At 70.4% G+C, this 25762-nt stretch carries 26 protein-coding genes; 11 read left to right on the forward strand and 15 right to left on the reverse strand.

Features of this window, described 5'->3' with window-relative positions; all coding sequences use genetic code 11:
* The first annotated feature begins 2 nt into the window (after positions 1–2).
* Both AC5RUW_RS09420 and AC5RUW_RS09425 read left to right on the forward strand, forming a co-directional pair.
* The gene (locus tag AC5RUW_RS09420) at positions 3–1010 is read left to right on the forward strand and encodes a lipid II:glycine glycyltransferase FemX (protein WP_494160460.1); all 1008 of its coding nucleotides are present in this window, start codon (positions 3–5) and stop codon (positions 1008–1010) included.
* A 121-nt stretch (positions 1011–1131) separates the two neighbouring features.
* Positions 1132–2001, forward strand: coding sequence for a TspO-related membrane protein (locus AC5RUW_RS09425; RefSeq protein ID WP_494160461.1), 870 nt, complete (start codon positions 1132–1134; stop codon positions 1999–2001).
* 167 nt (positions 2002–2168) lie between these two features.
* On the opposite strand, the gene glpX is transcribed toward AC5RUW_RS09425, so the two are convergent.
* On the reverse strand, positions 2169–3197 hold the full coding sequence (gene glpX / locus AC5RUW_RS09430; protein ID WP_494007677.1) for a class II fructose-bisphosphatase: 1029 nt from the start codon (positions 3195–3197) through the stop codon (positions 2169–2171).
* Between the two features lie 247 nt (positions 3198–3444).
* On the opposite strand from glpX, the gene AC5RUW_RS09435 reads away from it, so the two are divergent.
* From AC5RUW_RS09435 to AC5RUW_RS09455, 5 genes are all read left to right on the forward strand, one after another.
* Positions 3445–4107 (forward strand): DUF4245 domain-containing protein, encoded by a 663-nt coding sequence (locus AC5RUW_RS09435; protein WP_494160462.1) that lies wholly within the window; start codon positions 3445–3447, stop codon positions 4105–4107.
* 51 nt (positions 4108–4158) lie between these two features.
* Complete coding sequence (locus tag AC5RUW_RS09440; RefSeq protein ID WP_494160463.1) at positions 4159–4872, forward strand: carbonic anhydrase; 714 nt, start codon at positions 4159–4161, stop codon at positions 4870–4872.
* Positions 4873–4882: 10 nt separating this feature from the next.
* Positions 4883–6301 carry a class II fumarate hydratase gene (locus AC5RUW_RS09445; protein ID WP_494160464.1) on the forward strand — a complete coding sequence of 473 codons (1419 nt, stop codon included), beginning with the start codon at positions 4883–4885 and terminating at the stop codon, positions 6299–6301.
* A 143-nt stretch (positions 6302–6444) separates the two neighbouring features.
* The gene (locus tag AC5RUW_RS09450) at positions 6445–7131 is read left to right on the forward strand and encodes a TetR/AcrR family transcriptional regulator (protein ID WP_494160796.1); all 687 of its coding nucleotides are present in this window, start codon (positions 6445–6447) and stop codon (positions 7129–7131) included.
* Positions 7128–8843, forward strand: coding sequence for an MDR family MFS transporter (locus AC5RUW_RS09455; RefSeq protein WP_494160465.1), 1716 nt, complete (start codon positions 7128–7130; stop codon positions 8841–8843). The genes AC5RUW_RS09450 and AC5RUW_RS09455 overlap by 4 nt, the downstream gene beginning before the upstream one ends.
* A gap of 65 nt (positions 8844–8908) precedes the next feature.
* On the opposite strand, the gene AC5RUW_RS09460 is transcribed toward AC5RUW_RS09455, so the two are convergent.
* Positions 8909–9379: an NUDIX hydrolase gene (locus AC5RUW_RS09460; protein WP_494160466.1), complete on the reverse strand. Its 471-nt coding sequence runs from the start codon at positions 9377–9379 to the stop codon at positions 8909–8911.
* A gap of 20 nt (positions 9380–9399) precedes the next feature.
* The gene (locus AC5RUW_RS09465) at positions 9400–9912 is read right to left on the reverse strand and encodes a prepilin peptidase (protein WP_494160467.1); all 513 of its coding nucleotides are present in this window, start codon (positions 9910–9912) and stop codon (positions 9400–9402) included.
* Between the two features lie 194 nt (positions 9913–10106).
* Between AC5RUW_RS09465 and AC5RUW_RS09470 the strand changes: the two genes are divergently transcribed.
* Positions 10107–10964 (forward strand): DUF1206 domain-containing protein, encoded by an 858-nt coding sequence (locus AC5RUW_RS09470; protein WP_494160468.1) that lies wholly within the window; start codon positions 10107–10109, stop codon positions 10962–10964.
* A gap of 23 nt (positions 10965–10987) precedes the next feature.
* On the opposite strand, the gene phoH2 is transcribed toward AC5RUW_RS09470, so the two are convergent.
* From phoH2 to AC5RUW_RS09485, 3 genes are all read right to left on the reverse strand, one after another.
* A complete protein-coding gene (phoH2, locus tag AC5RUW_RS09475) occupies positions 10988–12319 on the reverse strand; it encodes an RNA 5'-3' helicase PhoH2 (RefSeq protein ID WP_494160797.1) in 1332 nt (443 codons plus the stop codon).
* Positions 12320–12534: 215 nt separating this feature from the next.
* Positions 12535–13200 carry a YoaK family protein gene (locus tag AC5RUW_RS09480; protein ID WP_494160469.1) on the reverse strand — a complete coding sequence of 222 codons (666 nt, stop codon included), beginning with the start codon at positions 13198–13200 and terminating at the stop codon, positions 12535–12537.
* A gap of 3 nt (positions 13201–13203) precedes the next feature.
* Entirely contained in the window at positions 13204–13965 is a 762-nt protein-coding gene (locus AC5RUW_RS09485; protein WP_494008085.1) for an isoprenyl transferase, read from the reverse strand.
* Between the two features lie 211 nt (positions 13966–14176).
* Between AC5RUW_RS09485 and trhA the strand changes: the two genes are divergently transcribed.
* Complete coding sequence (gene trhA, locus AC5RUW_RS09490; protein ID WP_494160798.1) at positions 14177–14827, forward strand: PAQR family membrane homeostasis protein TrhA; 651 nt, start codon at positions 14177–14179, stop codon at positions 14825–14827.
* Between the two features lie 25 nt (positions 14828–14852).
* On the opposite strand, the gene AC5RUW_RS09495 is transcribed toward trhA, so the two are convergent.
* The 3 genes from AC5RUW_RS09495 to mca are packed head-to-tail and all read right to left on the reverse strand — an operon-like array spanning position 14853 to position 18317.
* On the reverse strand, positions 14853–17027 hold the full coding sequence (locus tag AC5RUW_RS09495; RefSeq protein WP_494160470.1) for a thioredoxin domain-containing protein: 2175 nt from the start codon (positions 17025–17027) through the stop codon (positions 14853–14855).
* Positions 17028–17030: 3 nt separating this feature from the next.
* The gene (locus AC5RUW_RS09500; RefSeq protein ID WP_494160471.1) at positions 17031–17342 is read right to left on the reverse strand and encodes a hypothetical protein; all 312 of its coding nucleotides are present in this window, start codon (positions 17340–17342) and stop codon (positions 17031–17033) included.
* A gap of 51 nt (positions 17343–17393) precedes the next feature.
* Positions 17394–18317 carry a mycothiol conjugate amidase Mca gene (gene mca / locus AC5RUW_RS09505; RefSeq protein WP_494160799.1) on the reverse strand — a complete coding sequence of 308 codons (924 nt, stop codon included), beginning with the start codon at positions 18315–18317 and terminating at the stop codon, positions 17394–17396.
* A gap of 65 nt (positions 18318–18382) precedes the next feature.
* Here mca and AC5RUW_RS09510 point away from each other — a divergent pair, with 65 nt between their 5' ends.
* Both AC5RUW_RS09510 and greA read left to right on the forward strand, forming a co-directional pair.
* On the forward strand, positions 18383–18835 hold the full coding sequence (locus AC5RUW_RS09510; protein ID WP_494160472.1) for a DUF4307 domain-containing protein: 453 nt from the start codon (positions 18383–18385) through the stop codon (positions 18833–18835).
* 289 nt (positions 18836–19124) lie between these two features.
* Positions 19125–19616 carry a transcription elongation factor GreA gene (gene greA / locus AC5RUW_RS09515; RefSeq protein WP_494007691.1) on the forward strand — a complete coding sequence of 164 codons (492 nt, stop codon included), beginning with the start codon at positions 19125–19127 and terminating at the stop codon, positions 19614–19616.
* Positions 19617–19755: 139 nt separating this feature from the next.
* On the opposite strand, the gene AC5RUW_RS09520 is transcribed toward greA, so the two are convergent.
* The 6 genes from AC5RUW_RS09520 to AC5RUW_RS09545 form a co-directional block, all read right to left on the reverse strand.
* Positions 19756–20328, reverse strand: coding sequence for a rhomboid family intramembrane serine protease (locus AC5RUW_RS09520; RefSeq protein WP_494160473.1), 573 nt, complete (start codon positions 20326–20328; stop codon positions 19756–19758).
* Positions 20329–20330: 2 nt separating this feature from the next.
* Positions 20331–21572 (reverse strand): threonine ammonia-lyase, encoded by a 1242-nt coding sequence (ilvA, locus tag AC5RUW_RS09525; RefSeq protein ID WP_494007693.1) that lies wholly within the window; start codon positions 21570–21572, stop codon positions 20331–20333.
* Positions 21569–22819, reverse strand: a complete 1251-nt coding sequence (locus tag AC5RUW_RS09530) for an AI-2E family transporter (protein ID WP_494160474.1) — start codon at positions 22817–22819, stop codon at positions 21569–21571. The genes ilvA and AC5RUW_RS09530 overlap by 4 nt, the downstream gene beginning before the upstream one ends.
* Before the next feature lie 39 nt (positions 22820–22858).
* Positions 22859–23794 carry an aldose 1-epimerase family protein gene (locus tag AC5RUW_RS09535; RefSeq protein WP_494160475.1) on the reverse strand — a complete coding sequence of 312 codons (936 nt, stop codon included), beginning with the start codon at positions 23792–23794 and terminating at the stop codon, positions 22859–22861.
* Between the two features lie 28 nt (positions 23795–23822).
* A complete protein-coding gene (locus AC5RUW_RS09540) occupies positions 23823–24545 on the reverse strand; it encodes a GAF and ANTAR domain-containing protein (RefSeq protein ID WP_494160476.1) in 723 nt (240 codons plus the stop codon).
* Between the two features lie 197 nt (positions 24546–24742).
* A complete protein-coding gene (locus AC5RUW_RS09545) occupies positions 24743–25597 on the reverse strand; it encodes a Bax inhibitor-1/YccA family protein (protein WP_494160477.1) in 855 nt (284 codons plus the stop codon).
* Between the last annotated feature and the right edge of the window lie 165 nt (positions 25598–25762).

Raw genomic sequence — 25762 nt, forward strand, 5'->3', positions numbered from 1 at the left:
TCGTGGAGCAGTTCCTGCAGACGGAACCCTGGGCACGTTTCCAGGAATCCCTGGGCAAGGTGGTGCATCGGGCCGCAGAGCCGGAGTACCGGTTCGTGGCCGTGGAGGAGAAGACCGCGCTGGGCCGTTTCCTGTACGTGCCGTACGGGCCAGTGGCCTCCGGGCCGGAGGGGTTCGACGCCGCGCTGGCGGCCCTGACCGCCCTGGCACGCTCCCGCGGGGCCGCTTATGTGCGGATTGAACCGGTCAGCGCCGGTATCAGCGCCGACGCGGCGGAGCAGCTGCTGGCCGGCCGCGGCCTGGTCCGGGCACCGAAGAACCTGCAGCCGGACCTGACCTGGCTGATCGACATCGCCCGGGAGCCGGACGCCGTGCTGGCCGACATGCGCTCCAGCAACCGCAACATCCACCGCAACATCCACAAGAAGGGCGTTTCCTTCTCGGTATCCCGGGATCCTGCCGACATCGGGATCCTGCTGGGGTTCCTCCACGAAACCGCAGCCCGCACCGGATTCCGGCCACAGCCGGACAGCTACCTCCGCCAGGCCGCGCAGACCCTGATGCCGCTTGGCGCGGCGAGCCTGCACCTGGCCTGGCTCGACGGCCAGCCGATCGCGGCGGCCCTCGCCTATGACTCCTCCGACACGCGCACCTACGCCCACGCCGCGGCGAGTTTCGAGCACCGCAGGCTCAACGCCGGAGTACCGCTGCTGGTCAACCTGATTCTGGACGCCGCCGCGGCCGGCCTGCAGACCGTGGACCTGTGGGGCATCGCGCCCGACGACGACCCGGAGCATGAGTGGGCCGGCTTCACCAAGTTCAAGAAATCCTTCGGCGGACGGGCCGCCGCGTATCCGGGCACCTGGGATCTGCCCGTCAACCGCGCGGCGTACCGTGCCTACCGTCTCGCCCGCACCGGGGCGGGCTTCGCCGTCCGGGCCAAGGGCCGGCTCCGGGACCTGGCCGGCCGGGTGCGGCAGGCGGCATGGCGGCGCCCGGACGCAGGCTGATCCCGCCGAGCCCGCGAGAGCGGATGGTGGTGCTGCGGATCGGCTGATCCTTCGGGGCAGTCGTTAGGCGCTCGAGATACTCAGGACTGAAAATACTAAGCAGCCTTTGTTATCGTCGACTATGGCTACTTCATCGACATCCTCCGCAGCCCGAACCCGTGAACCGGCCCGTGGCTCCGACCTTGCCCGCCAGATCGCGGTGACCGCCTGCTTCATTTTCTGCATTGTCGGTTCCATGGTCGGGGTCGGGGTGTTCGGCGGAACGCCTGTGGCCGAGTCGGCCGGCGGCGCCCTGTCAGCCGACGCCACCTACCTCGCCCCCGCCAGTCCGGCCTTCTCGATCTGGAGCGTCATCTACACCGGTCTGGGCCTCTACACCCTGTACCAGTGGCTGCCGCGGCAGCGTACCTCCCCGAGGCAGCGATCCCTGGGCTGGCTCGTAGCTGCGTCGCTGGTGCTCAACGCCGCCTGGATCCTCAGCGTTCAGGCAGATTCGGTTCCCCTGAGCGTGGCGGTCATCGTCCTGCTGCTCGCGGTGCTGGCCTGGCTGTTCGTGCGGTACACCGCATGCCGCCCCGGCAGCTGGGTGGAGGCTGTCGTCGTGGACGGCACGTTGGGCCTGTACCTGGGGTGGGTCAGCGTCGCCACCGCCGCCAATACCGCTTCCCTGCTGACCTCGCAGGGCTTCCGCGGCTTCGGTCTCCCCGCCGAGGCCTGGTCCATCGCCGTCCTGGCCGCCATCGTGCTGGTCGCCGTCGGGCTCGCTGCATACGGCCGGGGCCGGCTGGCCCCCGCGCTGGCGATCGGGTGGGGCCTGGCGTGGATCGCGGCCTCCCGGGTCAACGGCGGGCTGGAGAACACCGCCACCGCCGTGGCTGCCGCCGTCGGCGCGGCCCTGGTCCTGCTCGGTACGGCCGTCTTCCGACTGCGCAGCCGCCGCAGCACGGACAGCCGACCCGTCGGCGCTGCCCGGCCGCAGACCGCCGGCTGAGTCCGACCGGGGAAAGCAGCGGGTTCGGAGCCCGGGGCCCCGACCTGCCCGAAGCCTGGCACAAATGGTTTTGTTCCGGAGGGGCTGACAGGCACTGCCTCCGCGCAGCGGCAGACATGCAGAGGGGCCGTGCAGGACATCCTGCACGGCCCCTCCGCTGTTCAGGCCTACTTCAGCCGGGCGTAGGACTCCCACTTGTGCGACTGGTGCTCGCCGCTGACCACGCGGATGGTGCCCGACTTCGAGCGCATGACGATGGACTGGGTCAGCACCTTCTGGCCCTGGTAGCGCACGCCGCGCAGCAGGTCGCCGTTGGTGATGCCGGTGGCGGCGAAGTAGCAGTTGTCGCTGGTGACCAGGTCGTCGGTGGACAGCACCCGGTCCAGGTCGTGGCCGGCGTCGATCGCCTTCTGCTTCTCCTCATCGGAGGTCGGCCAGAGCCGGCCCTGGATGACGCCGCCGGTGGCCTTGATGGCGCAGGCGGTGACAATGCCCTCCGGCGTTCCGCCGACGCCCATCAGGGCGTCGACGCCGGTGCCCTCGCGGGCGGCGGCGATCGCGCCGGCGACGTCGCCGTCCATGATCATCCGGGTGCGGGCGCCGGCGTCGCGGATTTCCTGGATCAGCGGCTTGTGCCGGTCCCGGTCCAGCACGGCAACCGAGAGCTGGTTGATCTTCTTGCCCTTGGCCTTGGCGATCAGGTGCAGGTTCTGCTTCACGGGCAGGCGCAGGTCCACCATGTCGGCGGCTTCGGGGCCGGTGACGAGCTTCTCCATGTAGAACACGGCGGAGGGATCGAACATGGAACCGCGCTCGGCCACCGCCAGGACGGCCAGCGCGTTGTCGTAGCCCAGGGCGGTCAGGCGGGTGCCGTCGATCGGGTCGACCGCGACGTCGACCTCGGGTCCGCTGCCGTCGCCCACCTTCTCGCCGTTGTACAGCATGGGGGCTTCGTCCTTCTCGCCCTCGCCGATGACCACAACACCGTTGAAGTGGACGGTGGAGAGCAGCGAGCGCATGGCGTCGACGGCGGCGCCGTCGGCAGCGTTCTTGTCCCCGAAACCGACCCAGTGGCCGCCGGCGATGGCCGCGGCCTCGGTGACGCGCACCAGTTCAAGGGCCAGGTTCCGGTCCGGCTCGTCATCCCCGACTGCCAGGGCGGGGGAAAGTGTGGAGTACTGGGCACCTTGGGTCACGTCTTACCTCATCTTCGAAATCGCACTGGACCTGCCTGCGGGGAACCGCCGGGCGGCTCCTTCTCCTTCCGATCATAGTCCCCGCCCTGTTCGGCACGGCCAGCGTGGCGGCAAACCCCGGCCCGGCGGAGAACGCCGGGCCGCCCGGGCAGCCGGCCCGGCCTCCTCGCAGGTACCGCAGCCGACAGGGAAGCGGGCATGCGCAGCGGAATAGGCGCAGTCCGCCGAATGCGCGATCATGGAAGGCGTGAGTGAACAGCAGCAGTCCGATCCCCGGGCCGGCCAGGCCCCCTCCCCCGCCGCCCCTGCGGGGCCCGAGACCGCCGGGCCGGCGGAAGCCCCCGTCACCCCCGTCCTGACGGCCAAGCAGGCCAAGCGTGCCAACGCCACGGTCATCGGGATGCTGATCTCCACCGGCCTCACACTGGCCCTGGTGCTGGGCGCGGTCATGCTCAACCCCGCTCCGCAGGGGCAGCGTCCCGGCGCCGACGTGGCGGCCATCGCCGCCGAGGCTGAAGACATCGCCGGCTACGCTCCGCTCTCCCCCGAACTGCCGGAGGGCTGGAGCGCCAACTACGCCCGCTGGAACAACGGTTCCACCGACGGCGTGGCCCACTGGGAAGTGGGCTGGCTCTCCCCCACGGAGGAATTCATCCGCATGAGCCAGACCAGCCAGGCCAATCCGACCTGGGTCGCGCAGATGGCCGAGCAGGCCGCCCCCGCCGGTGAGCGCACCGCGGGCGGGCACACCTGGGAGCTGCGGGACGGCACGGACGGCGACGCCCACCTGATCGGCGAATTCGACGGCAGCACGGTGATCCTCAGCGGCGCCGCGGACCTGGCTGAGTTCGATGTCCTGGCCGAGGCCATCGCCGCCGATCTGCGCGACGCCGGGCAGCCCGCCCCGTAATCCGCGGCCGCCGGCACCGCACCCGGCCCGGACGCGCAGTAGGCTGTCTATGTGAGTGAACCCGCTTCCGTAACAGAATCCGCTTCCCCTGCCCTGACCCCGGCCGCCGCCTGGCAGCGGCTGCGCGAGGGCAACGAACGCTTCGTGGCCGGCACTGCCTCCCACCCCAACCAGGACGCCTCCAGGCGCAGCTCCCTGGCCGCCGGGCAGAACCCCTTCGCCGTCATCTTCGGCTGCTCCGACTCCCGGCTGGCCGCCGAGATCATCTTCGACCTCGGGCTCGGCGACGCGTTCGTGGTCCGCACCGCCGGGCAGGTGATCGACGACGCCGTGCTCGGTTCCCTCGAGTACTCCGTGGCCGCGCTCGGCGTCCCGCTCGTGGTCGTGCTCGGGCATGACAGCTGCGGCGCCGTCACCGAGGCGAAGAAGACCGTGGAGACCGGCGAGATGCCCGGCGGCCACCTCCGCTCCCTGGTGGAGAGGATCACGCCCTCGGTGCTCGCCGCGCAGCGCTCGGGCAGCAACGAGGTCAACGACATGGTCGTGGAGCACACCCGCCAGACCGCGGCCCGGCTGGTGGAGAGCTCCCAGGTGATCGCCTCCGCCGTCGAGGCCGGCAGCACCGCCGTCGTCGGCGTGTTCTACCACCTGGCCGAGGGCGGCGCGGACCTGGTCTCCGGCTTCGGCGCCGTCTCCCACCCGGCAGTGGTCCGCTCCACCCGCGGACGTGACGCAGGTTTCAGCACGGGGGCAGCCGCAGACTAGGCTTGGAACCATGACCAACTCCCCTGAGTACCGCATCGAACATGACACCATGGGCGAGGTCCGGGTTCCGGTAAACGCCCTTTACCGCGCCCAGACCCAGCGCGCCGTGGAGAACTTCCCGATCTCCGGCACGACGCTGGAAAGCTCGCACATTGAGGCCCTGGCCCGAATCAAGAAGGCCGCCGCCACGGCCAACGCCGAACTCGGCGTGCTCGACGACGAGCGTGCCCGTGCCATCGCCGAGGCCGCCGACGCCGTCGCCGGCGGCGGCTACGACGAGCACTTCCCGATCGACGTGTTCCAGACCGGGTCCGGCACCTCCTCGAACATGAACACCAACGAGGTCCTCGCCGAGCTGGCCACCCGCGCGCTGAAGGAGGCCGGCAGCGAGACCACCGTTCACCCGAACGACCATGTCAACGCCTCGCAGTCCTCCAACGACGTCTTCCCGACCTCGGTGCACGTGGCCGCCACCAGCGCGCTGATCAACAACCTGATCCCGGCCCTGGAGCACCTCGCCGCCTCCCTGGAGCGCAAGGCCGAGGAGTTCAAGGAGGTCGTCAAGTCCGGCCGCACGCACCTGATGGACGCGACCCCGGTCACCCTGGGCCAGGAGTTCGGCGGCTACGCCGCACAGGTCCGCTACGGCATCGAGCGCGTGCAGGCCTCCCTGCCGCGCGTGGCCGAGGTTCCGCTGGGCGGCACCGCCGTCGGCACCGGCATCAACACCCCGGCCGGCTTCCCGCAGCGCGTCATCGCGCTGCTCGCCGCCGACACCGGCCTGCCGCTGACCGAGGCGCGCGACCACTTCGAGGCCCAGGCCAACCGCGACGCGCTCGTGGAGGTCTCCGGCATGCTGCGCACCATCGCGGTGTCCTTCTCCAAGATCGCCAACGACCTGCGCTGGATGGGCTCCGGCCCCAACACCGGCCTCGGCGAAATCGCGATCCCCGACCTGCAGCCGGGCTCCTCGATCATGCCGGGCAAGGTCAACCCCGTCATCTCCGAAGCCGTCATGCAGGTTGCCGCGCAGGTTGTCGGCAACGACGCCGCCGTCGCCTGGGCCGGCACCTTCGGTTACTTCGAGCTGAACGTCGGCATCCCGGTGATCGCCGCGAACCTGCTGGAGTCCATCCGCCTGCTGGCGAACTCCTCGCGCGTGATGGCCGACAAGATGATCGACGGCATCGAAGCCAACGTCGAGCGCGCCCGCTACCTGGCCGAGGCGTCCCCGTCCATCGTCACTCCGCTGAACAAGTTCATCGGCTACGAGAACGCGGCCAAGATCGCCAAGTACTCGGTCAAGGAGGGCAAGACCATCCGCCAGGCCGTCGAGGAGCTCGGCTACCTGGAGCGCGGCGAGCTGACCGAAGAGCAGCTGGACGCGGCTCTGGACGTGCTGTCCATGACCCGGCCGCCGCAGGCCTAACGCAACGCGGCTTCAGGGGCGGGGCGTCCGGGCATGTGCCGGGCGCCCCGCCCTTCGCTTAACCAACGCCCCCGCCCGCCCGCTTCGAGTCCCTACAGCGAAACTTGCACTTGTTGCCCTGGAGTGCAAAACTTCACTCCGTGATGGAGAGTGCATCGGACGACGGCGGATCAGGACTGCGTGAGCGCAAGCGGCGTGCGACCCGCATCGCGATTACCGAGGCAGCCCGCGCCCTGACCGCCGCGCGCGGCGTCGGCGGCTTTACGGTCGAGGAACTGTGCGAGGAGGTGGGGATTTCCCGCCGCACCTTCTTCAACTACTTCCCGGCGAAGGAAGACGCGATCCTCGGTTCGCCCACGGACGATATCCCCGAGGACCTGGTGGAGCGGTTCGTTGCCGGCGGTTCGGGCTTTCCCGGCGACGGCATCTCACCGACCCTCCTCGCCGATTTCGTCGACCTGGCCGAGGCCATGATGGACCGGATGGCCATGACCCGCGACGAAATGTCCCAGCTGCAGTCCGCCGTCGCCGCTGAGCCGCGCCTGCTCCACAAGGTCCTGCGCGGCACGCAGGACGCGGAGGACCACTTCGCCCGGGTCCTCTCCCGGCGCGAGGGCCTTGCCCCCGACGACCCCCGGATCCGTCTCATGATCGGTGTGCTCAACGCCGTGCTGCAGCGCGTGGGCCCCGTCTTCTTCACCCCCGGCAACACCCGTCCCTACCGCGAGCTGATCACCGAGGCGCTGAACACAGTCCGCTCGGTCTTCACCATGGTGGACCCGGTGCCCGCTGCCCCTTCCCTGCCCCGCTCCCCCAAGGAATCCGTATGACCACCACCGAGGCGCGCTCCTCCGAGCCGCTCCTGCTGACCAAGAAGAGGATCTGGATCATCTTCTCCGCGCTGATCGCCGGCATGCTGCTGGCCAGCCTGGACCAGACCATCGTCTCCACCGCCATGCCGACCATCGTCGGCGAGCTCGGCGGCGTCGAGCACCAGACCTGGATCACCACGGCCTACCTGCTGGCCACCACCATCGTGATGCCGATCTACGGCAAGTTCGGCGACGTGCTCGGCCGAAGGAACCTGTTCCTGTTCGCCATCGCGCTGTTCACGCTCGCGTCCGTGGGCTGCGCCTTCGCCACGGATTTCTGGGGCTTCGTGGTCTTCCGCGCCCTGCAGGGCCTGGGCGGCGGCGGCCTGATGATCCTCTCCCAAGCCATCATCGCCGACATTGTGCCGGCCAATGAGCGCGGCAAGTACATGGGCCCGCTGGGCGGCATCTTCGGCCTCTCGGCTGTCGGCGGCCCCCTGCTGGGCGGCTTCTTCGTGGACCACATGACCTGGCAGTGGGCCTTCTACATCAACATCCCGATCGGCATTGCAGCGTTCGCCATTGCCTTCTTCACCCTCACCCTGCCCGGAAAGAAGATCCGGCAGCGCATCGACATCGCCGGCGTCGTGCTGCTGTCCATCGCCACCACCTGCCTGATCTTCTTCACCGACTTCGGCGGCAGCGACGAGCGCGGCTGGACCGATCCGCTGACCCTGGCCTTCGGCGCCGGGATGCTGGCGGCCGCCGCCGCGTTCGTGCTGGTCGAACGGCGGGCCGAGGATCCGATCATTCCGCTCAGCCTGTTCCGCAACCGGATCTTCGTCAACGCCACGGCCATCGGCTTCGCCCTGGGCATGGGCATGTTCGCCGCCCTCGCGTTCGTGCCGACGTTCCTGCAGATGTCCACCGGCACCTCCGCCGCCGTCTCCGGGCTGCTGCTGCTGCCGATGATGGTGGGCATGATGGGCACCTCCATCTGGTCCGGGCTCGCCATCACCAAGACGGGCACCTACAGGAAGTACCCGATCGCCGGCGCCGTCCTGGTCATCGCCGCCATGCTCTGGCTGACCACGCTGGCGGCCGACACCCCCGTCTGGGTGATCTGCGCGCAGCTGTTCGTGTTCGGCGCCGGGCTGGGCCTGATCATGCAGGTGGTCGTCCTGGTGGTGCAGAACTCCGTTCCGGTGGACCAGATCGGCACCGCCACCTCCTCGAACAACTACTTCCGTGAAGTCGGGGCCGCGCTCGGCGTGGCCATCTTCGGCGCCATGTTCACGACCCGGCTCTCAGAGAACCTGATGGGCGTCTTTGGCTCGGCAGGCCTGGATCCGGCCGCGGCCGGCGAAGCCACCGCCACCCTGCAGCCCTCGGTGCTGCAGGACCTGCCGGAGCCTCTGCGCGACGGCATTGTCACCGCCTACGCGGACGCCCTGGCGCCGGTGTTCTGGTACCTGATTCCGTTCCTGGCCATCGCCCTGGTCCTCGCACTGTTCCTCAAGCAGATTCCGCTCTCGGATGTGGCCGGCATGGTGGCGCGCGGCGAGGCGGTCGGCGGCGAGGAGGCCGAGCGGCTCGAAGCCGAACGGCTGGCCGCCGGCGCCGGATCCGAGGCTGCCGGGCTGCAGGACGGCGGGCCCGCCGCCTCACCGGCAGCGCAGGACGCAGGCGAAGCCAGGCCGGACATCCCCGGCCGGGAAAGCCGCTCCTAGCCGGCATTCCGGAATTTCGGCGCCTCCTCCCGTAGGGGAGGAGGCGCCGGGCCGTTCCGGCCCGTTCAGCGTGCGAAGGCAGGCACGCCGTCGGCCCGGACCGCCAGATCGATCAGCATGCGGTGCCGGTCGCTGAGGTCGGGCAGCGCGTCGACGGCGAACCACGCCACCTCCAGCGACTCGTCGTCGTTCACCCGCGCCTGCCCGGACACCCGCCGGCAGCGGAAGGCCAGGTTGAGGAACCGGCAGACATCTCCGTTGGGGAACGTGATGGGCCCGTGCGACCCGGCGTGGATCATATGCTCGACCTCGGCCACCACCCCGGTTTCCTCTTCCAGCTCCCGAAGCGCGCCCGGCGCCGGTTCCTCCCCCGGATCCAGAATGCCGGTGATCAGCGCCCATTTCCCTGAATCCGCACGCCGGCACAGCAGCACGCGTCCCGCGTCGTCGAAGGTCACCGCCGTGACTCCGGGCAGCCACAGCGGGTCGTGACCGATCCTGGCGCGCAGCGAGGTGACAAATTCGGGTGTAGCCATGAACCCAGCCTAGGGCAGGCCTACCCGGCGACGGGCAGGAGCATGGCCGCCGCCGTCCCCAGCAGCATGCAGGGTCCGAACGCGATCGCGGTCTTGAGCGTTGCCCGCCGGAAGGCCACCAGTGCCCCCGCCCAGAGACCGCCGATGAGGAACGCGGCCATGGTGCCCGCCAGTACGTGGGACCAGCCCAGGAACCCCAGGTACAGGCCCAGCACCCCAGCCAGCTTTACATCGCCGTAGCCGAGCCCGGCAGGACTGATCAGCCGCAACAGGAAGTAGCCCAGCCACAGGGCGGCGGCCCCGGCGAGCATGGCCACGGCCCTGCCTGCCTCCCCCGCCGCGGCGGCCGCCCCGCCCAGCAGCACGGCGGCTGCGGGGTATGCCGGCAGCACCAGCCGGTTGGGCAGCCGGTGCGAGCGCAGGTCCTCAACACACAGCAGTACGGCGAGCGCGGCGAAGAGGCCCAGCGCCGCCGCGAGGAACCAGGCCGCCGGCCCGCCGGCCGCAGCGTAGTCCCCCAGGAGTGCTCCCATGACCGGCAGGCTACCCGGTGGACAGCCGCAGAGGGCCCGGCGCGGTTCTATTGTGGACAAAGACGGGGCGCGGCGGGCCACGTTGCCCGCCACGGAGCGCCCGCCGCCAAGGTGAAGGGGGTACCCGGGGGCGGGGCCCGCTCCCGGGACCGGTCCGGAGCGGCATCGGCCGCAGCACGCAGGAAAGGATGGTTATGGCTTCGGAGCGCCCGTGGGACAGCACGCCGGACGGGAGCGGTGCGGCCGAGGGCGCCGCGGCAACGTTGGAGCGCGCCTCCAACCGCCCCTGGCTGGACGTCACGGCCCGCATCGGATTCGCGGTGATGGCGCTGCTGCACATACTGATCGGGAGCATTGCCCTGCAGGTTGCCCTCGGCGGTTACGGCGAGGCGGAAACCAGCGGGGCCATCGGCCCGCTGGCCCGGACGGAGCCCTTCGGGCCGGCGATCATGTGGGCCGGCTGCGTTGCGTGCGCAGCGCTGGCCGTCTGGCAGCTGGCGGAGGCCACGGTCCGGATGCGGCGGGAGAAGCTGCGGGCACGGGCGGCGAAGGCCGTTTCCTCCGGCTCGCTGTTCTTCATCTACGGCAGTGTGGCCCTCACCTTTGCCTCCTTCGCCCGGGGCCGGGGCAGGGACTCGGGCGAGAGCATCTCCTCCTTCAGCCGCACGGTCCTGGACTCCGCCGCGGGCATCCCGGCGCTGGCCGGCGTCGGGGCCCTGATCCTGGGGATCGGCGTCTACTTCATCTACAAAGGCTCGGCGCGCCGCTTTCGACCGGAGCTGCGGTACTTTGAGGACACCCGCCGCGGGCGCGTGCTCAACGCGCTCGGCGTCGTCGGGCACATAGCCAAGGGCGTGGCCCTGGTCCTGGTCGGGCTGCTGTTCGCAGCCGCCGCGTACAATTATCGGCCGCAGGACTCCACCGGACTGGACGGCAGCCTGAGGACGCTGCTGCAGTATCCGGTCGGCGTGCCGGTGATCCTGGTGATCGCCGTGGGGCTCATCTGTTACGGCATCTTCGCCCTCGCCCGGGCCCGCTGGGGCCGGATGTAGCCGCCGTCCGGCCCCGCCCGGGTTCAACCGTGCTGGCCCTCCTCCAGCAGCTCGGTCACCAGCGCGGCGATCGGCGAGCGCTCCGATCGGTTCAAGGTGACGTGCCCGAACAGCGGATGGCCCTTCAGGGCCTCGACGACGGCGGCCACGCCGTCATGCCGGCCGACGCGCAGGTTGTCCCTCTGGGCGATGTCATGGGTCAGCACCACCTTGGAGTTCCGGCCGATCCGGGACAGCACGGTCAGCAGCACGTTGCGTTCCAGGGACTGCGCCTCGTCCACAATCACGAAGGCGTCGTGCAGGGAGCGTCCGCGGATATGCGTGAGCGGCAGCACCTCGAGCATGCCCCGCTCCAGGACCTCCTCGACCACGGCCGGCGACACCACGGCCTCCAGGGTGTCGAAGACCGCCTGCCCCCACGGGCCCATCTTGTCCGACTCGGTACCGGGCAGATAGCCCAGCTCCTGGCCGCCGACGGCATACAGGGGCCGGAACACCATCACCTTGCGGTGTTCGCGCCGCTCCAGCACGGCGTCCAGGCCCGCACAGAGCGCAAGCGCGGACTTGCCGGTGCCCGCCCGTCCGCCGAGCGAGACGATGCCCACCTCAGGGTTGCGGAGCAGGTCGATGGCCAGCCGCTGTTCGGCCGAGCGTCCGTGCAGCCCAAAGACGTCGTTCTCGCCGCGGACCAGGCGCACGTGTTTGTCCGCGCCCACCCGGGCCAGCGCCGAACCACGTCCGGAGAGCAGGACCAGGCCGGTGTTGCACGGCAGTTCCGCGGCGTCGGGCAGGAACACCGGGCGGTGGGCGTAGAGCTCGACGATGTCCTGCTCGGAGACCTCCTGCTCCGCCACTCCGGTCCATCCGGCATCGCGCACGAGCCCGTTGCGGTATTCCTCCGCCGCCAGGCCCAACGCCGAGGCGCGCAGCCGCAGCGGCAGATCCTTCGAGACGACCGTGACGTTCCGGCCCCCGGCGGCAAGGTTGCAGGCTACCGCCAGGATCCGGCTGTCATTGTCCGGGCCCCGCATGCCGGCGGGCAGCACATCCAGGGCGATGTGGTTCAGCTCAACCCGCAGGGTGCCGCCGGATGGCAGGGGCACCGGATCGGCGAGGCCGCCGTGCTCGACCCGCAGGTCGTCGAGGTTGCGCAGCGCGCTGCGCGCAAACAGGCCCAGCTCCGGATCGTGGCGTTTGTGCTCCAGCTCCGTAATCACCGCCAGCGGCAGGATCACCTCGTGTTCAGCGAAGCGGAAGAGCGCGCCCGGGTCGGAAAGCAGCACCGACGTATCGAGGACAAAGCTGCTTTCGGCGGAGCCCCGGGCTCCGGAGCCGGCGGTCTCGTCCGGACGCATGGTGGTGTTGGCGGCCACGGTGTCTCCAGTCAGGGGCCTGGCGGCCCCGGGTCGAAGTAAGCTGCCGCAGGCCGGAACGGGGGCCGGCCGCGGCCTGGACCACCCGTCTGGTGTGCATCCGGCCTCCGGTTCATCAGCGTCTGGCTGATTGATAGCACCAAGGTACGCCCGGCACCGCATACCGTGCACCGTGACACGGGGAGGGGGAAAGGAATTCACCCGGCGTTGGCCCTGGGCCGTTCCCCGGGCCGCGGGGTGCGGGTGGCCAGGCGCAGGCCGACGGCCAGAATGACGGCGGCTGCGGCCGGCAGGCAGTCCAGGCCGACGGCGAGGTACCCGAGTCCGCCGGCCAGGGATCCCGCGGTCAGGGACGCCCAGAGCAGGAAGTACCGCCCGGCGCCCGTCCGCCTGCCGCCGGCCAGCGCGGCGGCGATCTGCTGGCCAAGCTTCACCAGCGTTCCGGTCATATAGGTCAGCCCGATGCTCACTTCCCCGTCCCGTTCGAACACCGAGTTCAGCGCGCCCATGGCCAGGGACAGCAGCGGTGCCGTCATCACACCGGCCGGCTCCACGCTGGCCCAGGCGCCCAGCAGCAGCAGGCCCACGAGCGCGCAGACCGCGGCCGCAGGCCGTGACGGCACGGCCCGGCGCAGCAGGGAGGCTGTGATGACGCCGGCCAGGAAGGCCGCGATCAAGGCGAAGGCGGCCAGAAATCCCTCCAGGGAGAAGGCGGCCAGCGACGCCGCGGCGCGGGTCGAGTTTCCTGTCATGAAGGCGACGAACCAGCCGCCGAAGTGGATGAAGCCGGCAGCGTCAACGAAGCCTGCGCTGGCGGCGAGCAGCGCCGCCAGGCCCACTTCCCGCCGGCTGTGGGCCCGCATGGTTCAGGACCCGAACCGCCGCTGCCGGCTGGCGTAGTCGCGGAGGGCGCGCAGGAAGTCCACCCGCCGGAAATCAGGCCAGAGCGCTTCGCAGAAGTAGAACTCGCTGTACGCGCTCTGCCACATCAGGAATCCGGACAGCCGCTGCTCGCCGGAAGTGCGGATCACCAGCTCCGGATCAGGCTGGCCGCGGGTGTAGAGGTACTCGGAGATCTGGGAATCGGTGAGCGTCTCGGTGACCTCGGCGATGCTGCGGCCGTTCGCCTCGGCGTCCCGGAGCAGTTCCTTGACGGCATCCACGATTTCGCGGCGCCCGCCGTAGCCGATCGCCACGTTCACGTGCAGCCCCTGGCCGCCGGCGGTGCTTTCGCCCAGGCGGCAGAGCTGCGCTGCGAGGTCCTCCGGCAGGATGTCGAGGGCCCCGACCGGCTGCACGCGGAGGTCCCGCTGTTCTCCCAGCCGATCGAGCGTATTGCCGATGATCCCCAGCAGGGGTTCCAGCTCCTCGGGATCGCGGTTGAGGTTGTCGGTGGAGAGCATATAGAGCGTCACCACCCGGACGCCCAGCTCCTGGCACCAGCCCAGGAACTCGAGGATCTTGTCGGCTCCCGCCTGGTGCCCGTCCCGGGTCGGCGCGCCGGCCAGGCGCGCCCAGCGGCGGTTGCCGTCCACCATCACGCCGATGTGCTCAGGGAGCCGCTCCGCGGGCAGGCTCTGCCGCAGGCGACGCTCGTACCAGGCGTAGGCGATGCCGGGAAAGCGCAACGGGGCTCTCACCTGCCTTCGGGAATCGGTGGGTGGATCGGGCAGTTCCAAGGTTACCGCCTGCCTGCCCCGCCCCCTGCTTACCAACCGGTAACTTACCGACCCGTAGGTTAGGATGGCAGTCATGGATTCCCGTCAGTCCTCAGCCCTGCCCGAGCACGATCCCGAGTCGCGGCGCTCCCCGGGGCCGGTCGAATCCGCGGTGGAGACCGTGGCCGACATCCTGGACATCAAGCCGCGGCTGCGCGGCTGGCTGCACCTGGGCGCCGCACCGCTGGCCCTCATCGCCGGCATCATCCTGGTGACCCTTGCTCCCACCACCGGCACCCGGATCGCCTCGGCAGTGTACGCAGCGACCGGTGTGCTGCTGTTCGGCGTCTCCGCCGTCTACCACCGGGGCAACTGGTCTCCGCCGGTGAAGAAGGTCCTCAAACGCCTGGACCACACCAACATCATGCTCGTCATCGCCGGGTCCTACACGCCGCTGGCCTGGTCGCTGCTGCCCCACGACAAGGCACGGCTGCTGCTGATCATCATCTGGGCCGGGGCCCTGGCCGGCATCGCGTTCCGGCTGCTCTGGCTCAATGCGCCCCGCTGGCTGTACACGCCGGTCTACATTGCCCTCGGACTCGCGGCCGTCTTCTACATTCCCGATTTCTGGTCCGTCAACCTCCCCGCCGCCGTCCTGGTCATCGTCGGCGGTGTCATGTACATCGCCGGGGCGGTCATCTACGCCATGAAGCGTCCCAACCCGTCCATCGAGTGGTTCGGTTTCCACGAGATCTTCCACGCCTTCACCCTGGCGGGATTCAGCGCGCACTACGCAGCCATCATGATGGCCGTCCTCGCCGTTCAGCCCTGACCGCGCCGCGCGGGCCGACCCGCGCCTACTCGCCGCGCAGCAGCTCGCCGAGCTCCTCGGCGGTGTCCACCGGCCGGGCGCAGACCATGCCCCGGCACAAGTAGGCCCGGGCGCCGTCGCCGGCTCCGCGCGAGGCCAGCAGCGGCACATCCGGTACCGCCCGAGCCCCGGCGGAGACGGCAGCGGCGGCCGCCGCAGCGGAGCCGGCGTCGGGCTGCGCGCCGTCCAGCAGCCGCGGGGCGATCACGATGCCCGGCCCGCCGTCCCTGCGGGCCTCGGCGAGCATCGCGGCCACCTCGGCGGCGTCGGAGCCCACCACGGCCAGTTCCTGCGGACCGGCGACGGCGGCCTGCAGCACGCCCATGGCCCAGCCGACGGCGCGGGGGGCGCGCACCGACAACAGGGCCGCGTGGGTCAGCAGGCTTTCGGCCATGGCCCGGCGGCGGGCGGAACCGGTGTAGGCGGCGGAGGTCAGCAGCACGCCGGCAAACAGGGCCGTGCCGCTGGGAGCGGGGCCGTCCAGCGGGTCCGCCGCTGCTGCGGTGCCCTGCGCCCGGACCAGCTGCTCGGTCTGCTCCGCCGTATCCCGCAGCAGGCCCTCCGTCAGGAAGCGCTGCTCGACCGTGGCGAGCAGCCACTCCGCCTCGCGGTACCAGCGCACTTCCCCGGTGGCGGCAAACAGCGTGTAGAGCCCTTCCGCCAGCCCCGCATAGTCCTCCAGCAGCCCTTCAATGCCCTGCGCCGCGCCGTCGTGCGAGGTGCGCAGCAGCCTGCCGTCCTGCACGTGCACGTCCAGGACATAGTCGGCTGCCGCCCGGGCCGCATCCAGCAGCCGGTCCGCGGCGGCGCCGTCTCCGAGGTCGGCGGCGACCGCGGCGGCGTCGGCCAGCCCGGCCACGGCCAGGCCGTTCCAGCCGGCCACCACCTTTGCGTCCCGTTCAGGCTGCGGACGGGCGTCCCGGGCCCTGGCCAGACGCGGGCGCAGCCGCAGCCAGCGTTCCTCATCCGCCGGGGAAGGCCGGCGGGCGAAATGCAGGGTGAACGCCCCATCCTCCACCGCGCCGGACTCCAAATCCATCAGCTCGGCCACGAACCCGGCGTCCTCGGCGCCCAGGGCCTCCTCCAGCCCGGCACGGGTCCACACGTAGGTTCCGCCCTCGACCCGCCGGCCGTCGATGACGGTGTCGGCGTCCAGGGAGGAGGCGAACCCGCCGCCGGATACCTGCAGCTGCGAGATCATCCAGTCCGCGGTGTCCAGGGCGGTGCGAAGGGCCAGCGGGCGGTCGGCGGGAGCCGCGTCCCGGGCCCACCAGGCATAGAGGCGCACCAGCTGGGCATTGTCGTAGAGCATCTTCTCGAAGTGCGGCACCGCCCAGCGCCGGTCCACGGCGTATCGGGCGAAGCCGCCCTCAAGCTGGTCATAGGTTCCCGAGAGCGCCATCGCGGCCAGGGTGCGCCCGGCCAGCCCTGCCGCGACGTCGGCGGTGGAGGAATCGGAGCGGGCGTGGAGCTGCAGGAAGCGCAGGACGGTCGACGGCGGGAACTTGGGTGCCTGGCCGAAACCGCCGTAGGCGGGATCCTCCTGGTCGGCGAGGGTTTCCACGGCCTGCGACAGGGCTGCCGCGGAGACGTCGGCGGCGCTGCCTTCGGGCGAGAAGGCGCTCATGTCCAGGGGCCCCAGCAGCCGCCGGTTTCCCTGCTGGGCGCCAGCCAGATGCGCGGCGATCCGGGCGGCTGCCTCCTCGGTTTCGGCGCGGCGGGCGGTGAAGGCCTCATTCACCGCCTCCAGCACCTGCCGGAAGGCGGGCATGCCCTGGACGGTCCGGGGCGGGTAATAGGTGCCCGCGTAGAAGGTGCGTCCGTCCGGCAGGGTGAAGACGCTCATCGGCCAGCCGCCCTGGCCGGTGAGGGCCTGGACGGCGGCCATGTAGGCGGCGTCGACGTCGGGGCGTTCCTCGCGGTCGACCTTGATGTTCACGAAGTGCCGGTTGAGGTACTCGGCTGTCTCCGGGTCCTCGAACGACTCGTGGGCCATGACGTGGCACCAGTGGCAGGCGGCATAGCCCACCGAGACGAAGACGGGCACCTGCCGGCGCTGCGCTTCCTCGAAAGCCTCATCGCCGAAGGGCCACCAGTCCACCGGGTTGTCGGCGTGCTGGCGCAGATAGGCGGAAGCCTGCTCCTGCAGCCGCCGGCCCACGGGTCAGCCCCTGGATCCGGTGCGGGGGGCGGAGCCTTCGGCTCCGGGGCCGGCGGAGGTACCGGCGTCGGACTGCTCTGCCGCCCCGGTTCCGGCGGCGGCGTTTTCCTCTTCGAGCATCACCTGGCTGCGGTATCGGACCCGCCGGATGCGCTTCACCATGTCGCGGATCAGCAGGAAGATGGCGACCGCCACGAAGAGGGTGAACAGGAAGCCCGCCACGCCGGGGGTCACCATGTCGGGAGTGAGCCCTTCCTTGAGCTCATCGTCCGGTACCGGGTTGACGGTCAGGGGCAGGCTGTAAAGGAGGTTCACGGGTCTGTCTTTCTTCTGCTGCGGCAGGCAGGCGGCTTGCTCACCCGCCCTCTATCGTATGCCAGCGAAAAGGTCGCGTTCAGGGAGTTCGGTCGGTACGCGGGATTCGATCAGGGAATAGTCCTCCCACGGCCAGACCCGGCGCTGCAGGTCGGTGCTGACGGCGAAGAAGAATCCCTGCGGGTCGACCTGGGTTGCGTGGCTGATGAGTGCCCGGTCACGTGTGTCGAACCACTCACCGCATTCGATCTGGGTGGTGGTGGGGTGGGTGGGCTGCGGCGGCTGGTGGCCTTCGCTGTCGCTCTCCAGCACCGCCGCCAGCCGGGCCGCGTACGGGGACTCCAGGCCGGCTTCCTCCAGGGCGCGGTGCAGCGCCAGGAAGCGCTCCGGGTTGAAGGCCCGGTCGTAGTAGAGCTTCAGCGGCTCCCAGGCCGCTCCGGTGCCCGGGTAGCGTTCCGGGTCGCCGGCCGCGTGGAAGGCCTCGACGGCGATCCGGTGCGCCATGATGTGGTCCGGGTGGGGGTAGCCGCCGTTCTCGTCGTAGCTGAGGATCACATGCGGGCGGAAGGAGCGGACCAGCCGCACCAGCGGAGCGGCGGCCGTCTCGAGCGGCTGCCGGGCGAAGCAGCCGAACGGCAGCTCCGGCAGCGGATCGCCCTCGGGCAGGCCGCTGTCCATGAAGCCCAGCCAGCGGTGCCGGACCCCGAGCACGTCCCGGCTTGCGGCCATTTCCCGGCGGCGCAGCCCGGCGAGGTCGCGCGTGGCCGCGGGGTTCGTCTCCATGGCCGGGTTCAGGATCGAGCCGCGCTCTCCGCCGGTGCAGGTGGCGACCATGACCTCGACGCCGGCGGCGGCGTAGGAGGCCATCGTGGCGGCGCCTTTGCTCGCTTCGTCATCGGGATGGGCGTGCACGGCCAGCAGCCTGAGCGCTCCGGGCTGCGGCCGGAGCGACGGGGATTGTGCCGAAGAGGACATCGACAAGGCAGAGCTCCTGAACGTTTGTGCGGAAGGGACGGACCGCGGTTCGGTAGACTGATCGGGTGAGCACCCAGGACCCCGCGGACCATCGGAGGCCTTCGGACGAAGCTGCCTCCGCTCCCAGCCTAGCCAATCGGTACGGGGCGCCCAAGCGGGGGCTGTCCCGCCGGTCCCGCCTCCTGCTGGCAGGCGGCGGTGTGGCTGTGGCCGTCGCCGCGGTTGCGTACGCGTCCTGGCCCTCGCCCGGGGCGGAAATGACGACCGACCCCGTCGGTTTCACCGTTCCGGACGAGACTTCCACCCTGGTCGACTTCAAGCTCACCAAGTCCCCCGAGGCGACGGTGACCTGCGCGGTGCAGGCCTTGAACGAGGGGTACGCCGTGGTCGGCTGGGAGTACGTCACCATCGGCCCCGCCGAGGAGTCGGTAACCCACCACCGGGCCGAGCTCAGGACAGTGTCCCTGGCCACCACGGGAAGCGTGCACACCTGCTGGGTGGTCGGCACGGATTCCTGACCCCGCCCTCGGGTTCCCGGCCCGCCGTCGCCCCGGCGGGTCCACAGCACGCCTCCGTTCCCGCCCCGGCCCGCCGGAGGCAGGTATTGGGTTATTCCGGTTGCCCAACTAATATGGACCTACGTTCAGCCCCGCCAGGTGATGCCCCAGGTGATGCCAGGGACTCGGGACGCCAGGGAATCTGGCCTCCGGTCACCGCACGGCGGGGTATTTGCTTGTCAGGCTGTTGCCCGGCGGGCAGTCAGCCAACCGGGCCGTCCAGCGGCCCGGATGTCATTAAGGAGAGACCGTGTCTACCAACAGCGCACCTGTCGCCTGGCTCACACAGGAGTCTTACGACCGCCTGAAGGCGGAACTGGATCACCTGTCCGGCCCCGGGCGCACGGAAATCGTGGCCCGCATCGAGCAGGCGCGGTCCGAGGGCGACCTCAAGGAAAACGGCGGCTACCACGCCGCCAAGGAGGAACAGGGCAAGGCTGAGGCCCGGATCCGCCAGCTGACCGATCTGCTGAACAACGCCCATGTGGGCGAGCCGCCGGCCGACGACGGCGTCGTCGAGCCGGGCATGCTGGTCGAGGCCCGCATTGCCGGGGACACCGAAACCTTCCTGCTGGGCAGCCGCGAGATCGCCGGTGACAGCAGCATCGACGTCTACAGCGAAAAGTCGCCCCTCGGCGCCGCAATCAACGGCCTCAAGGCCGGCGAGAGCACCACGTACACTGCACCGAACGGCAAGAGCATCGAGGTGGAGATCATCTCCGCCAAGCCGTACGCAGGCTAGGCACCTGCACCCACACGCCGACGGCGGGCTCCTCCCCTGGGAGGCGCCCGCCGTCGGCGTCTGCACCGCCTGCACGCGGGGAACCCGGGCTGGGAAAGCGCTGCCGGCACCGGACGGGCCGGTGGGTGCCGCCCCGGGCTCAGCGCTGCGGCAGCGCCGGGTCTGCCTGCCGCGGCCGCAGCAGGACGGCGGCCAGCACCCCGCCGGCGGCTCCGAACAGGTGCGCCTGCCAGGACACGCCGAAGCTGACCGGCAGCACGCCCCAGAGGATGGAGCCGAAGACGGCGAACAGCAGCAGGGCCAGCAGGATCTGCCCGGCGCTGCGGTTGTAGAACCCGCGGACCAGCAGATAGGCGAAGAGCCCGAAGACCACGCCCGAGACGCCGACCGTCAGGCCGCTGCCGAAGATCCACACGCCGAGGCCGGAGGCCAGCCAGCAGATCCCCGCCACCAGCAGGAACCGGCGGACGCCCTCGAGCAGCACCAGGAACGAGAAGATGATCAGCGGCACGGTGTTGCCCAGCAGGTGCGGGACGCCGGCGTGCAGCAGCGGCCCGAAAAGGACGCCGTCGAGGCCGTCCACCCGGCGCGGGGCAATGCCCAGTTCGCGGATGAGCCCGCCGCCGGAGAACACCGTCAGGATGAACACGCCCCAGAGCACCGCAGCGAAACCCAGCGAACATGCCAGTGCGGTGCGGGCGCGCTCTCCCATGGTCAGCCTTCCAGGACCATCGGCTGGAACCCCTGTGCCCGCAGGTTGTTCAGCACCTGCTCGCAGTGTTCCGCGCCCTTGGTTTCCATGTTGATGGTGATGGCGACGTCTCCCATGCTGATCGAGCCGCCCACCCGGGTGTGGTCGACGCCGGTGACGTTCGCGTCGGATTCGGCAATGATGCGGGAGATCGCGGCCAGGGAACCGGGCCGGTCGTCGAGCAGCATCCGCACGGTCAGGTAGCGTCCCGCGGCGGCCAGGCCGCGCTGGATCACCTTGAGCATCAGCATCGGGTCGATGTTGCCGCCGGAAAGCACGACGGCGGTGGTGCCGGGGTTCTCGATCCGGCCGTCCAGCAGGGCCGCCACGCCGACCGCGCCGGCCGGCTCGACCACCATCTTGGACCGCTCCAGGAGGAAGATCAGCGCCCGGGCGAGTGAATCCTCGCTGACGGTCACCACGTCGTCCACCAGCTCCCGGATGATCGAGAAAGGCAGCTGTCCGGGCCGCCCCACGGCGATGCCGTCGGCAATCGTGGAGACCTTGGTCAGGGGCACCAGCGCATCCGCGGCCAGGGACGGCGGGTAGGCTGCGGCGTTCTCCGCCTGCACCCCGATGATGCGGATCTCGCGGCCCAGCTCGCGGGCCCGGTTCCGCAGGGCGACGGCGACGCCGGCGAGCAGCCCGCCGCCGCCGACACCCATCAGGACGGTATCCAGGTGGGGTACCTGCTCGAGCAGTTCCAGTCCGATGGTGCCCTGGCCGGCGATGATGTCCACGTTGTCGAACGGGTGCACGAAGACCGCGCCGGTCTCATCGGCGAACCGCTGGGCCTCGGCCAGGGCCTCGTCGACGTTGTGCCCGTGCAGCACCACTTCGGCGCCGTGCCCGCGGGTCGCGGCGAGCTTCGGCAGCGCGACGCCCAGCGGCATGTAGATCCGTGCATGGATGCCCAGCCGGGCGGCCGCCACGGCCACGCCCTGGGCGTGGTTGCCGGCGGAGGCCGCCACCACTCCCCTGGCCTTCTCCTCGTCGCTGAGCCGCGCCATCCGCACGTAGGCGCCGCGGACCTTGAAGGACCCGGCCCGCTGCAGGTTCTCGCACTTGAAGAACACCTCGCCGCCCGTCATCCGGCCCAGGGCGCGGGAGGCCTCGATGGGGGTGCGTTCAATCACGCCGTCCAGCAGCTTGGCGGCAGCTTCGACGTCGTCGATGGTTACGGGCAGCAGGGGCAGGTCGGTCACGTCAGTTCTCTTTTTCCATCGCCGGCGCCGTGCGCCGGCTCGTCTTCGTCATCGTCTTCGGGTTCCGCGGCTCCGGGGGGTGGCCCCGCCGCCTCGGAGCTGAACAGGGGATCCTTCTCCAGGGCGGGGTCGTGTTCCCATTCCCGGCCGGAAATGTAGCGCACCATGGCGTTCAGGATCGCCAGCAGGGGCACCGAGAACAGCGCACCGGCGATGCCGGCGACCAGCGTGCCGCCGGTGACGGCGACAACCACGGCCAGGGGGTGGAGGGACACCGCGCGGCCCATGATCAGCGGCTGCAGGATGTGGGACTCCACCTGCTGGACCAGCAGCACGATGCCCAGCATGATGAGCGCGTTCACCCAGCCGTTGGCAACCAGGGCCAGCAGCACGGCCACGAAGCCGGTGACGAACGCCCCCACCAGCGGCACGAAGGCGCCGAGGAAGACCAGCACGGCCAGCGGCAGCGCCAGCGGAACACCGATGAGGGCGGCACCGCCCCCGATGCCGACGGCGTCGATCAGGGCGACGACCATCTGCACCCGCACGTAGTTGACCATCGACGTCCAGCCGCGCACGCCCGCGCCGTAGGCCGCCGGCCGGGCGCGGCGCGGCATCAGCTGCACGGTGAACAGCCAGATCCGCCGCCCGTCGAGCAGGAAGAAAATCAGCGCGAACAGGACCAGGAGGATGCCTGCCGCGAAGTGGCCGGCGCTGCTGCCCACGGTCAGGGCACCGGACAGGATGTTGGCGGAATTGTTCTGCAGGGTGCCGGCGGCCTCGTCCAGCAGGTCCTGCATCTGGGCGCTCGTGACCTGCAGCGGTCCGCTGGCCAGCCAGTCCTGGATCTGCTCGAAGCCGGTGAGCAGCTCGCCCCAGAGATTCCGGAAACCGAGGGCCAGCTGGCGTCCCACCAGGGTCAGGGCCGCGACGATCAGGCCGAGGAAAGTCACGATGGTGACGGTCACGGCAAGCCCGCCGGGCACCCGGTTGCGCTGCAGCCAGGCCGAGATCGGTGCCAGCAGCCCGGCCAGCAGAGCGGCGATCATCAGCGGAATGATGATCAGCGTGAAATGGCTCAGGATCCAGATCAGCCCGGAGCCGACGATCAGCACGACGCCGAGCCGCCAAGCCCAGGAGGCGCTGATCCGAAGGGCGTAGGGAACGTCGTCGCCGGCGCGGGCGGAACGCACGGCCGCCGCCTGGACAGCCCGGGGGGCGGCGGTCCGTCGTGCGTGGGGTCTCATGGCCTCATCTTTCCATAAAGGCTTCTCGCCGCCGGTCCGTTACGGGAACCGGGTGGAGCGGCCGGGCCTGATCCCCCATTCGCCGCCCACGGAGGCCCCGGGATCGAGCCACAGCAGGCCTTCGCCGGAGTTCAGGGCGTTGGCGGGGGCGGTCATGGGCTCGATCGCGACGGCGCGGGCCCGCCCCGGGAACCGGTCGGTGACGAAGACGTGCACATAGGGGAAGGCCTGGTCCGTCCACAGCGTGAGGCTGCGCCCGTCCGGGGCCCGGAGCACATGGCGGTATTCGCCCTGTTCGGCGGTGAGCCGGGTGTAGGCGGTGTCCGTGAGCAGTTCACCCACCCTCCGGCCGCGGCGCAGGTCGTAGCCGCCGTCGACAGGTACTTCGCCGATGGGTATGAGCCGGTCATCCGTTTCCAGGCGCGCGGAGGCCTGCACGCTCAGTTCCAGATCCTCGGTGGGCGTGTCGCCCAGCCTCAGGAAGGGATGGGCGCCGAAGGCAGCCGGCGCGCTGCGGCTGGAGAGGTTCACCAGTTCCTGCCGCACTCTCAGGCCGGCCCCGTCGAGGCAGTAGCTCACCCGGTGCAGCAGATGGAAGGGCCACCCGTGCTGGGGATGGATGGCGGCCTGCAGGATGACGCACTCCGACGTCTGCCGGACCAGGCCGTACGCGGTGTTGCGCAGGAGCCCGTGGCTGGCGTGGCCGCGGGACGGCTCGGTGATGTCCAGCTGCTGGACCTCGCCGCCGAGCGTCCACCGGGCGTCGGCCACGCGGTTGGGCCATGGGGCGAGCAGGATTCCGGCGGCTGAGGGGGCAATCGAATCGTCCGGATAGGTCTCGACCAGCTGGACGCCCTCCACCGTAAAACTTCGGAGCCCGCCTGCGAGGGCCGCAATAACGGCGTGGGAGTCCCCCCGGGAAAGGGTGAACTGCTCGCCGGTGGCCGGCTGTCCTTCCGGGTGTATCTGGGACATGGATCCAGCCTACCCGCAGCACCCCCGGCTATTCATCGAAATGGGTGCGAACCCGCTCGCTCACGCCTGCAACCACGCCGGCGGCGACGTCCCGAACCTTGATGTTGCGGGAGTTGGAGACGTTGCGCAGGATCTGGACCGCTGCCTCCTGGCTGCAGCTGTTCTGCCCCATGATGATGCCGACGGCGATGTCCACGACGGTGCGTGACTCCAGGGCCGCCTGGAGGTTCCGCGCACGGTGGAGCTGGGCGTCCAGGCGCAGTGCCAGCCGAAGGGAGGGGGCGGCGGCGGCGGTAAAGCGCCTCAGCAGTCCCATGCTGTCGGTGCCGAAGGACTCGGGGGCCTCCGCGTAGCAGGCCAGCGCTCCGCGGCTGCCGGGTTCCAGGACCAGGGCGAGGGCTGCAGCCGACCTCAGCCCGGTTTCGGCCACGGCGGCACCGTACGCCCGGTACCGGCGGTGGCTGCCCAGATCCCGGACCAGGACCTCCGCTCCGGTGTCCAGTACCGTGCTGCAGGGGCCTTCCTCCCCCACCCCGGCCTCGTCCATCCGGTCCGCCCGCCCGCTGCTGCCGGTCCAGAGCCGCGGGCGCCGGCTCCGCTCGAGCGTGACGGCGCATTCGTGCACGCCCATGCCGGCGTGCTCGTCCGCACAGAAGGCGGCGAACGCGGCAAGGAAGTCCTCCAGCCCCCCGGCGTCAAGCAGCAGCTGCTGGAGGCGTTCCGGGACCTTGGCCGTGCCGTTCCCCGCCATGACCGTCCTCTCCCGGCGCCGGTCCCCCGACCGCGGTCCGCCGTGCCCGCTGCTGCCATGCGGTCCGGAAGGTCCGGCAGCGGCGGAAAGCACGACTGTAGGCGCAGGCCTCGGCGCGGGACCAGAGTGAAACGCAAAAGGCGGAGGCCGCGGACATGGTCCGCGGCCCCCGCCTTGGGTTTTTGAGCTGCTCTGCCTTACTCGTCGCCGCCGCGCAGGATGGCCAGCAGGCGAAGGATCTCGACGTAGAGCCACACCAGGGTCACGGTCAGGCCGAAGGCCGCGGACCAGGAGTAGCGCTGCGGAGCGCCGTTGCGCACGCCCGCCTCGATGGAGGTGAAGTCCACAATCAGGGAGAACGCAGCGAGGCCGATGGCCAGCAGGCCCACGAGCACGCCCAGCGGAATGCCCATGATGGTCACGTCGGTGCGCAGGCCCCAGGCGCTGTCGGTGGCGCCGAAGAGCATGAGCCCCAGGTTGAGCAGCGAGAACACCGCGTACCCGACCATGGCGATCAGGAAGAACCGCATGGCCTTCGGGGTGGCGCGGACCTTGCCGCTCTTGAACAGGGCGAGGGTGACGCCGAAGACGGCCAGGGTGCCGAGCACGGCCTGCAGGCCCACGCCCGGGGCGTAGCTGTCGATGACGCGGGTGATGCCGCCCAGGAACAGGCCCTCAAGGCCGGCGTAGGCGAGGATCAGGCCGGGCACCGGCTCGCGCTTGAAGGAGTTGACCAGACCCAGGACGAAACCGCCCAGGGCACCGATGATCATCAGGCCCATGGCCAGCCCAGGTGCGACGGCGAGGGCGACGGCCGCGCCGGCCACCACGACGGCCAGGCAGACCAGGGTCTTCATGATGACGTCGTCGTAGGTCATCCGGCCGGTCTGAGCCGGGCCGGCGGACGGCGCCGTATACATTTCCTGCAGCTGCTGCGGGCTCATGTACTGTCCGGCGGCCGCGGGGGCTGCCGGGTGTTCAGCCATGGCTGCACCGCCGGTCTGGGAACGGAAGTTCTTTCCGTTGAATACTGGGTTGCCGCCAAGTGCCATGTGGGTCTGTCCTCCATCGTCGGGGGGCTGTTTTCAGAAGCCTACCAATCCCAACGGACGGGAGGACTCCGGGATTCCCGCAACCGGGCGCCTGCGCATAACGATTCGGCTTCACCCCCGCGCGCCGACCCCGTTCGCCCTTGCTCCCGCGCCGCCTGAGCGAAG

The sequence above is a fragment of the Arthrobacter sp. Y3222053 genome, from assembly GCF_059092805.1.

What these genes read in the sequence shown, in the direction of transcription:
- mca (WP_494160799.1), bottom strand. Translation starts at nt 18,317, where the DNA reads ATGTCCTCTTCGGCACAATCCCCGTCGCTCCGGCCGCAGCCCGGAGCG.
- AC5RUW_RS09465 (WP_494160467.1), bottom strand. Translation starts at nt 9,912, where the DNA reads ATGGGAGCACTCCTGGGGGACTACGCTGCGGCCGGCGGGCCGGCGGCC.
- phoH2 (WP_494160797.1), bottom strand. Translation starts at nt 12,319, where the DNA reads ATGCGTCCGGACGAGACCGCCGGCTCCGGAGCCCGGGGCTCCGCCGAA.
- AC5RUW_RS09425 (WP_494160461.1), top strand. Translation starts at nt 1,132, where the DNA reads ATGGCTACTTCATCGACATCCTCCGCAGCCCGAACCCGTGAACCGGCC.
- AC5RUW_RS09480 (WP_494160469.1), bottom strand. Translation starts at nt 13,200, where the DNA reads ATGCGGGCCCACAGCCGGCGGGAAGTGGGCCTGGCGGCGCTGCTCGCC.
- AC5RUW_RS09530 (WP_494160474.1), bottom strand. Translation starts at nt 22,819, where the DNA reads ATGAGACCCCACGCACGACGGACCGCCGCCCCCCGGGCTGTCCAGGCG.
- AC5RUW_RS09545 (WP_494160477.1), bottom strand. Translation starts at nt 25,597, where the DNA reads ATGGCACTTGGCGGCAACCCAGTATTCAACGGAAAGAACTTCCGTTCC.
- AC5RUW_RS09455 (WP_494160465.1), top strand. Translation starts at nt 7,128, where the DNA reads ATGACCACCACCGAGGCGCGCTCCTCCGAGCCGCTCCTGCTGACCAAG.
- AC5RUW_RS09520 (WP_494160473.1), bottom strand. Translation starts at nt 20,328, where the DNA reads ATGGGAGAGCGCGCCCGCACCGCACTGGCATGTTCGCTGGGTTTCGCT.
- AC5RUW_RS09540 (WP_494160476.1), bottom strand. Translation starts at nt 24,545, where the DNA reads ATGGCGGGGAACGGCACGGCCAAGGTCCCGGAACGCCTCCAGCAGCTG.
- AC5RUW_RS09535 (WP_494160475.1), bottom strand. Translation starts at nt 23,794, where the DNA reads ATGTCCCAGATACACCCGGAAGGACAGCCGGCCACCGGCGAGCAGTTC.
- AC5RUW_RS09450 (WP_494160796.1), top strand. Translation starts at nt 6,445, where the DNA reads ATGGAGAGTGCATCGGACGACGGCGGATCAGGACTGCGTGAGCGCAAG.
- AC5RUW_RS09445 (WP_494160464.1), top strand. Translation starts at nt 4,883, where the DNA reads ATGACCAACTCCCCTGAGTACCGCATCGAACATGACACCATGGGCGAG.
- AC5RUW_RS09460 (WP_494160466.1), bottom strand. Translation starts at nt 9,379, where the DNA reads ATGGCTACACCCGAATTTGTCACCTCGCTGCGCGCCAGGATCGGTCAC.
- AC5RUW_RS09470 (WP_494160468.1), top strand. Translation starts at nt 10,107, where the DNA reads ATGGCTTCGGAGCGCCCGTGGGACAGCACGCCGGACGGGAGCGGTGCG.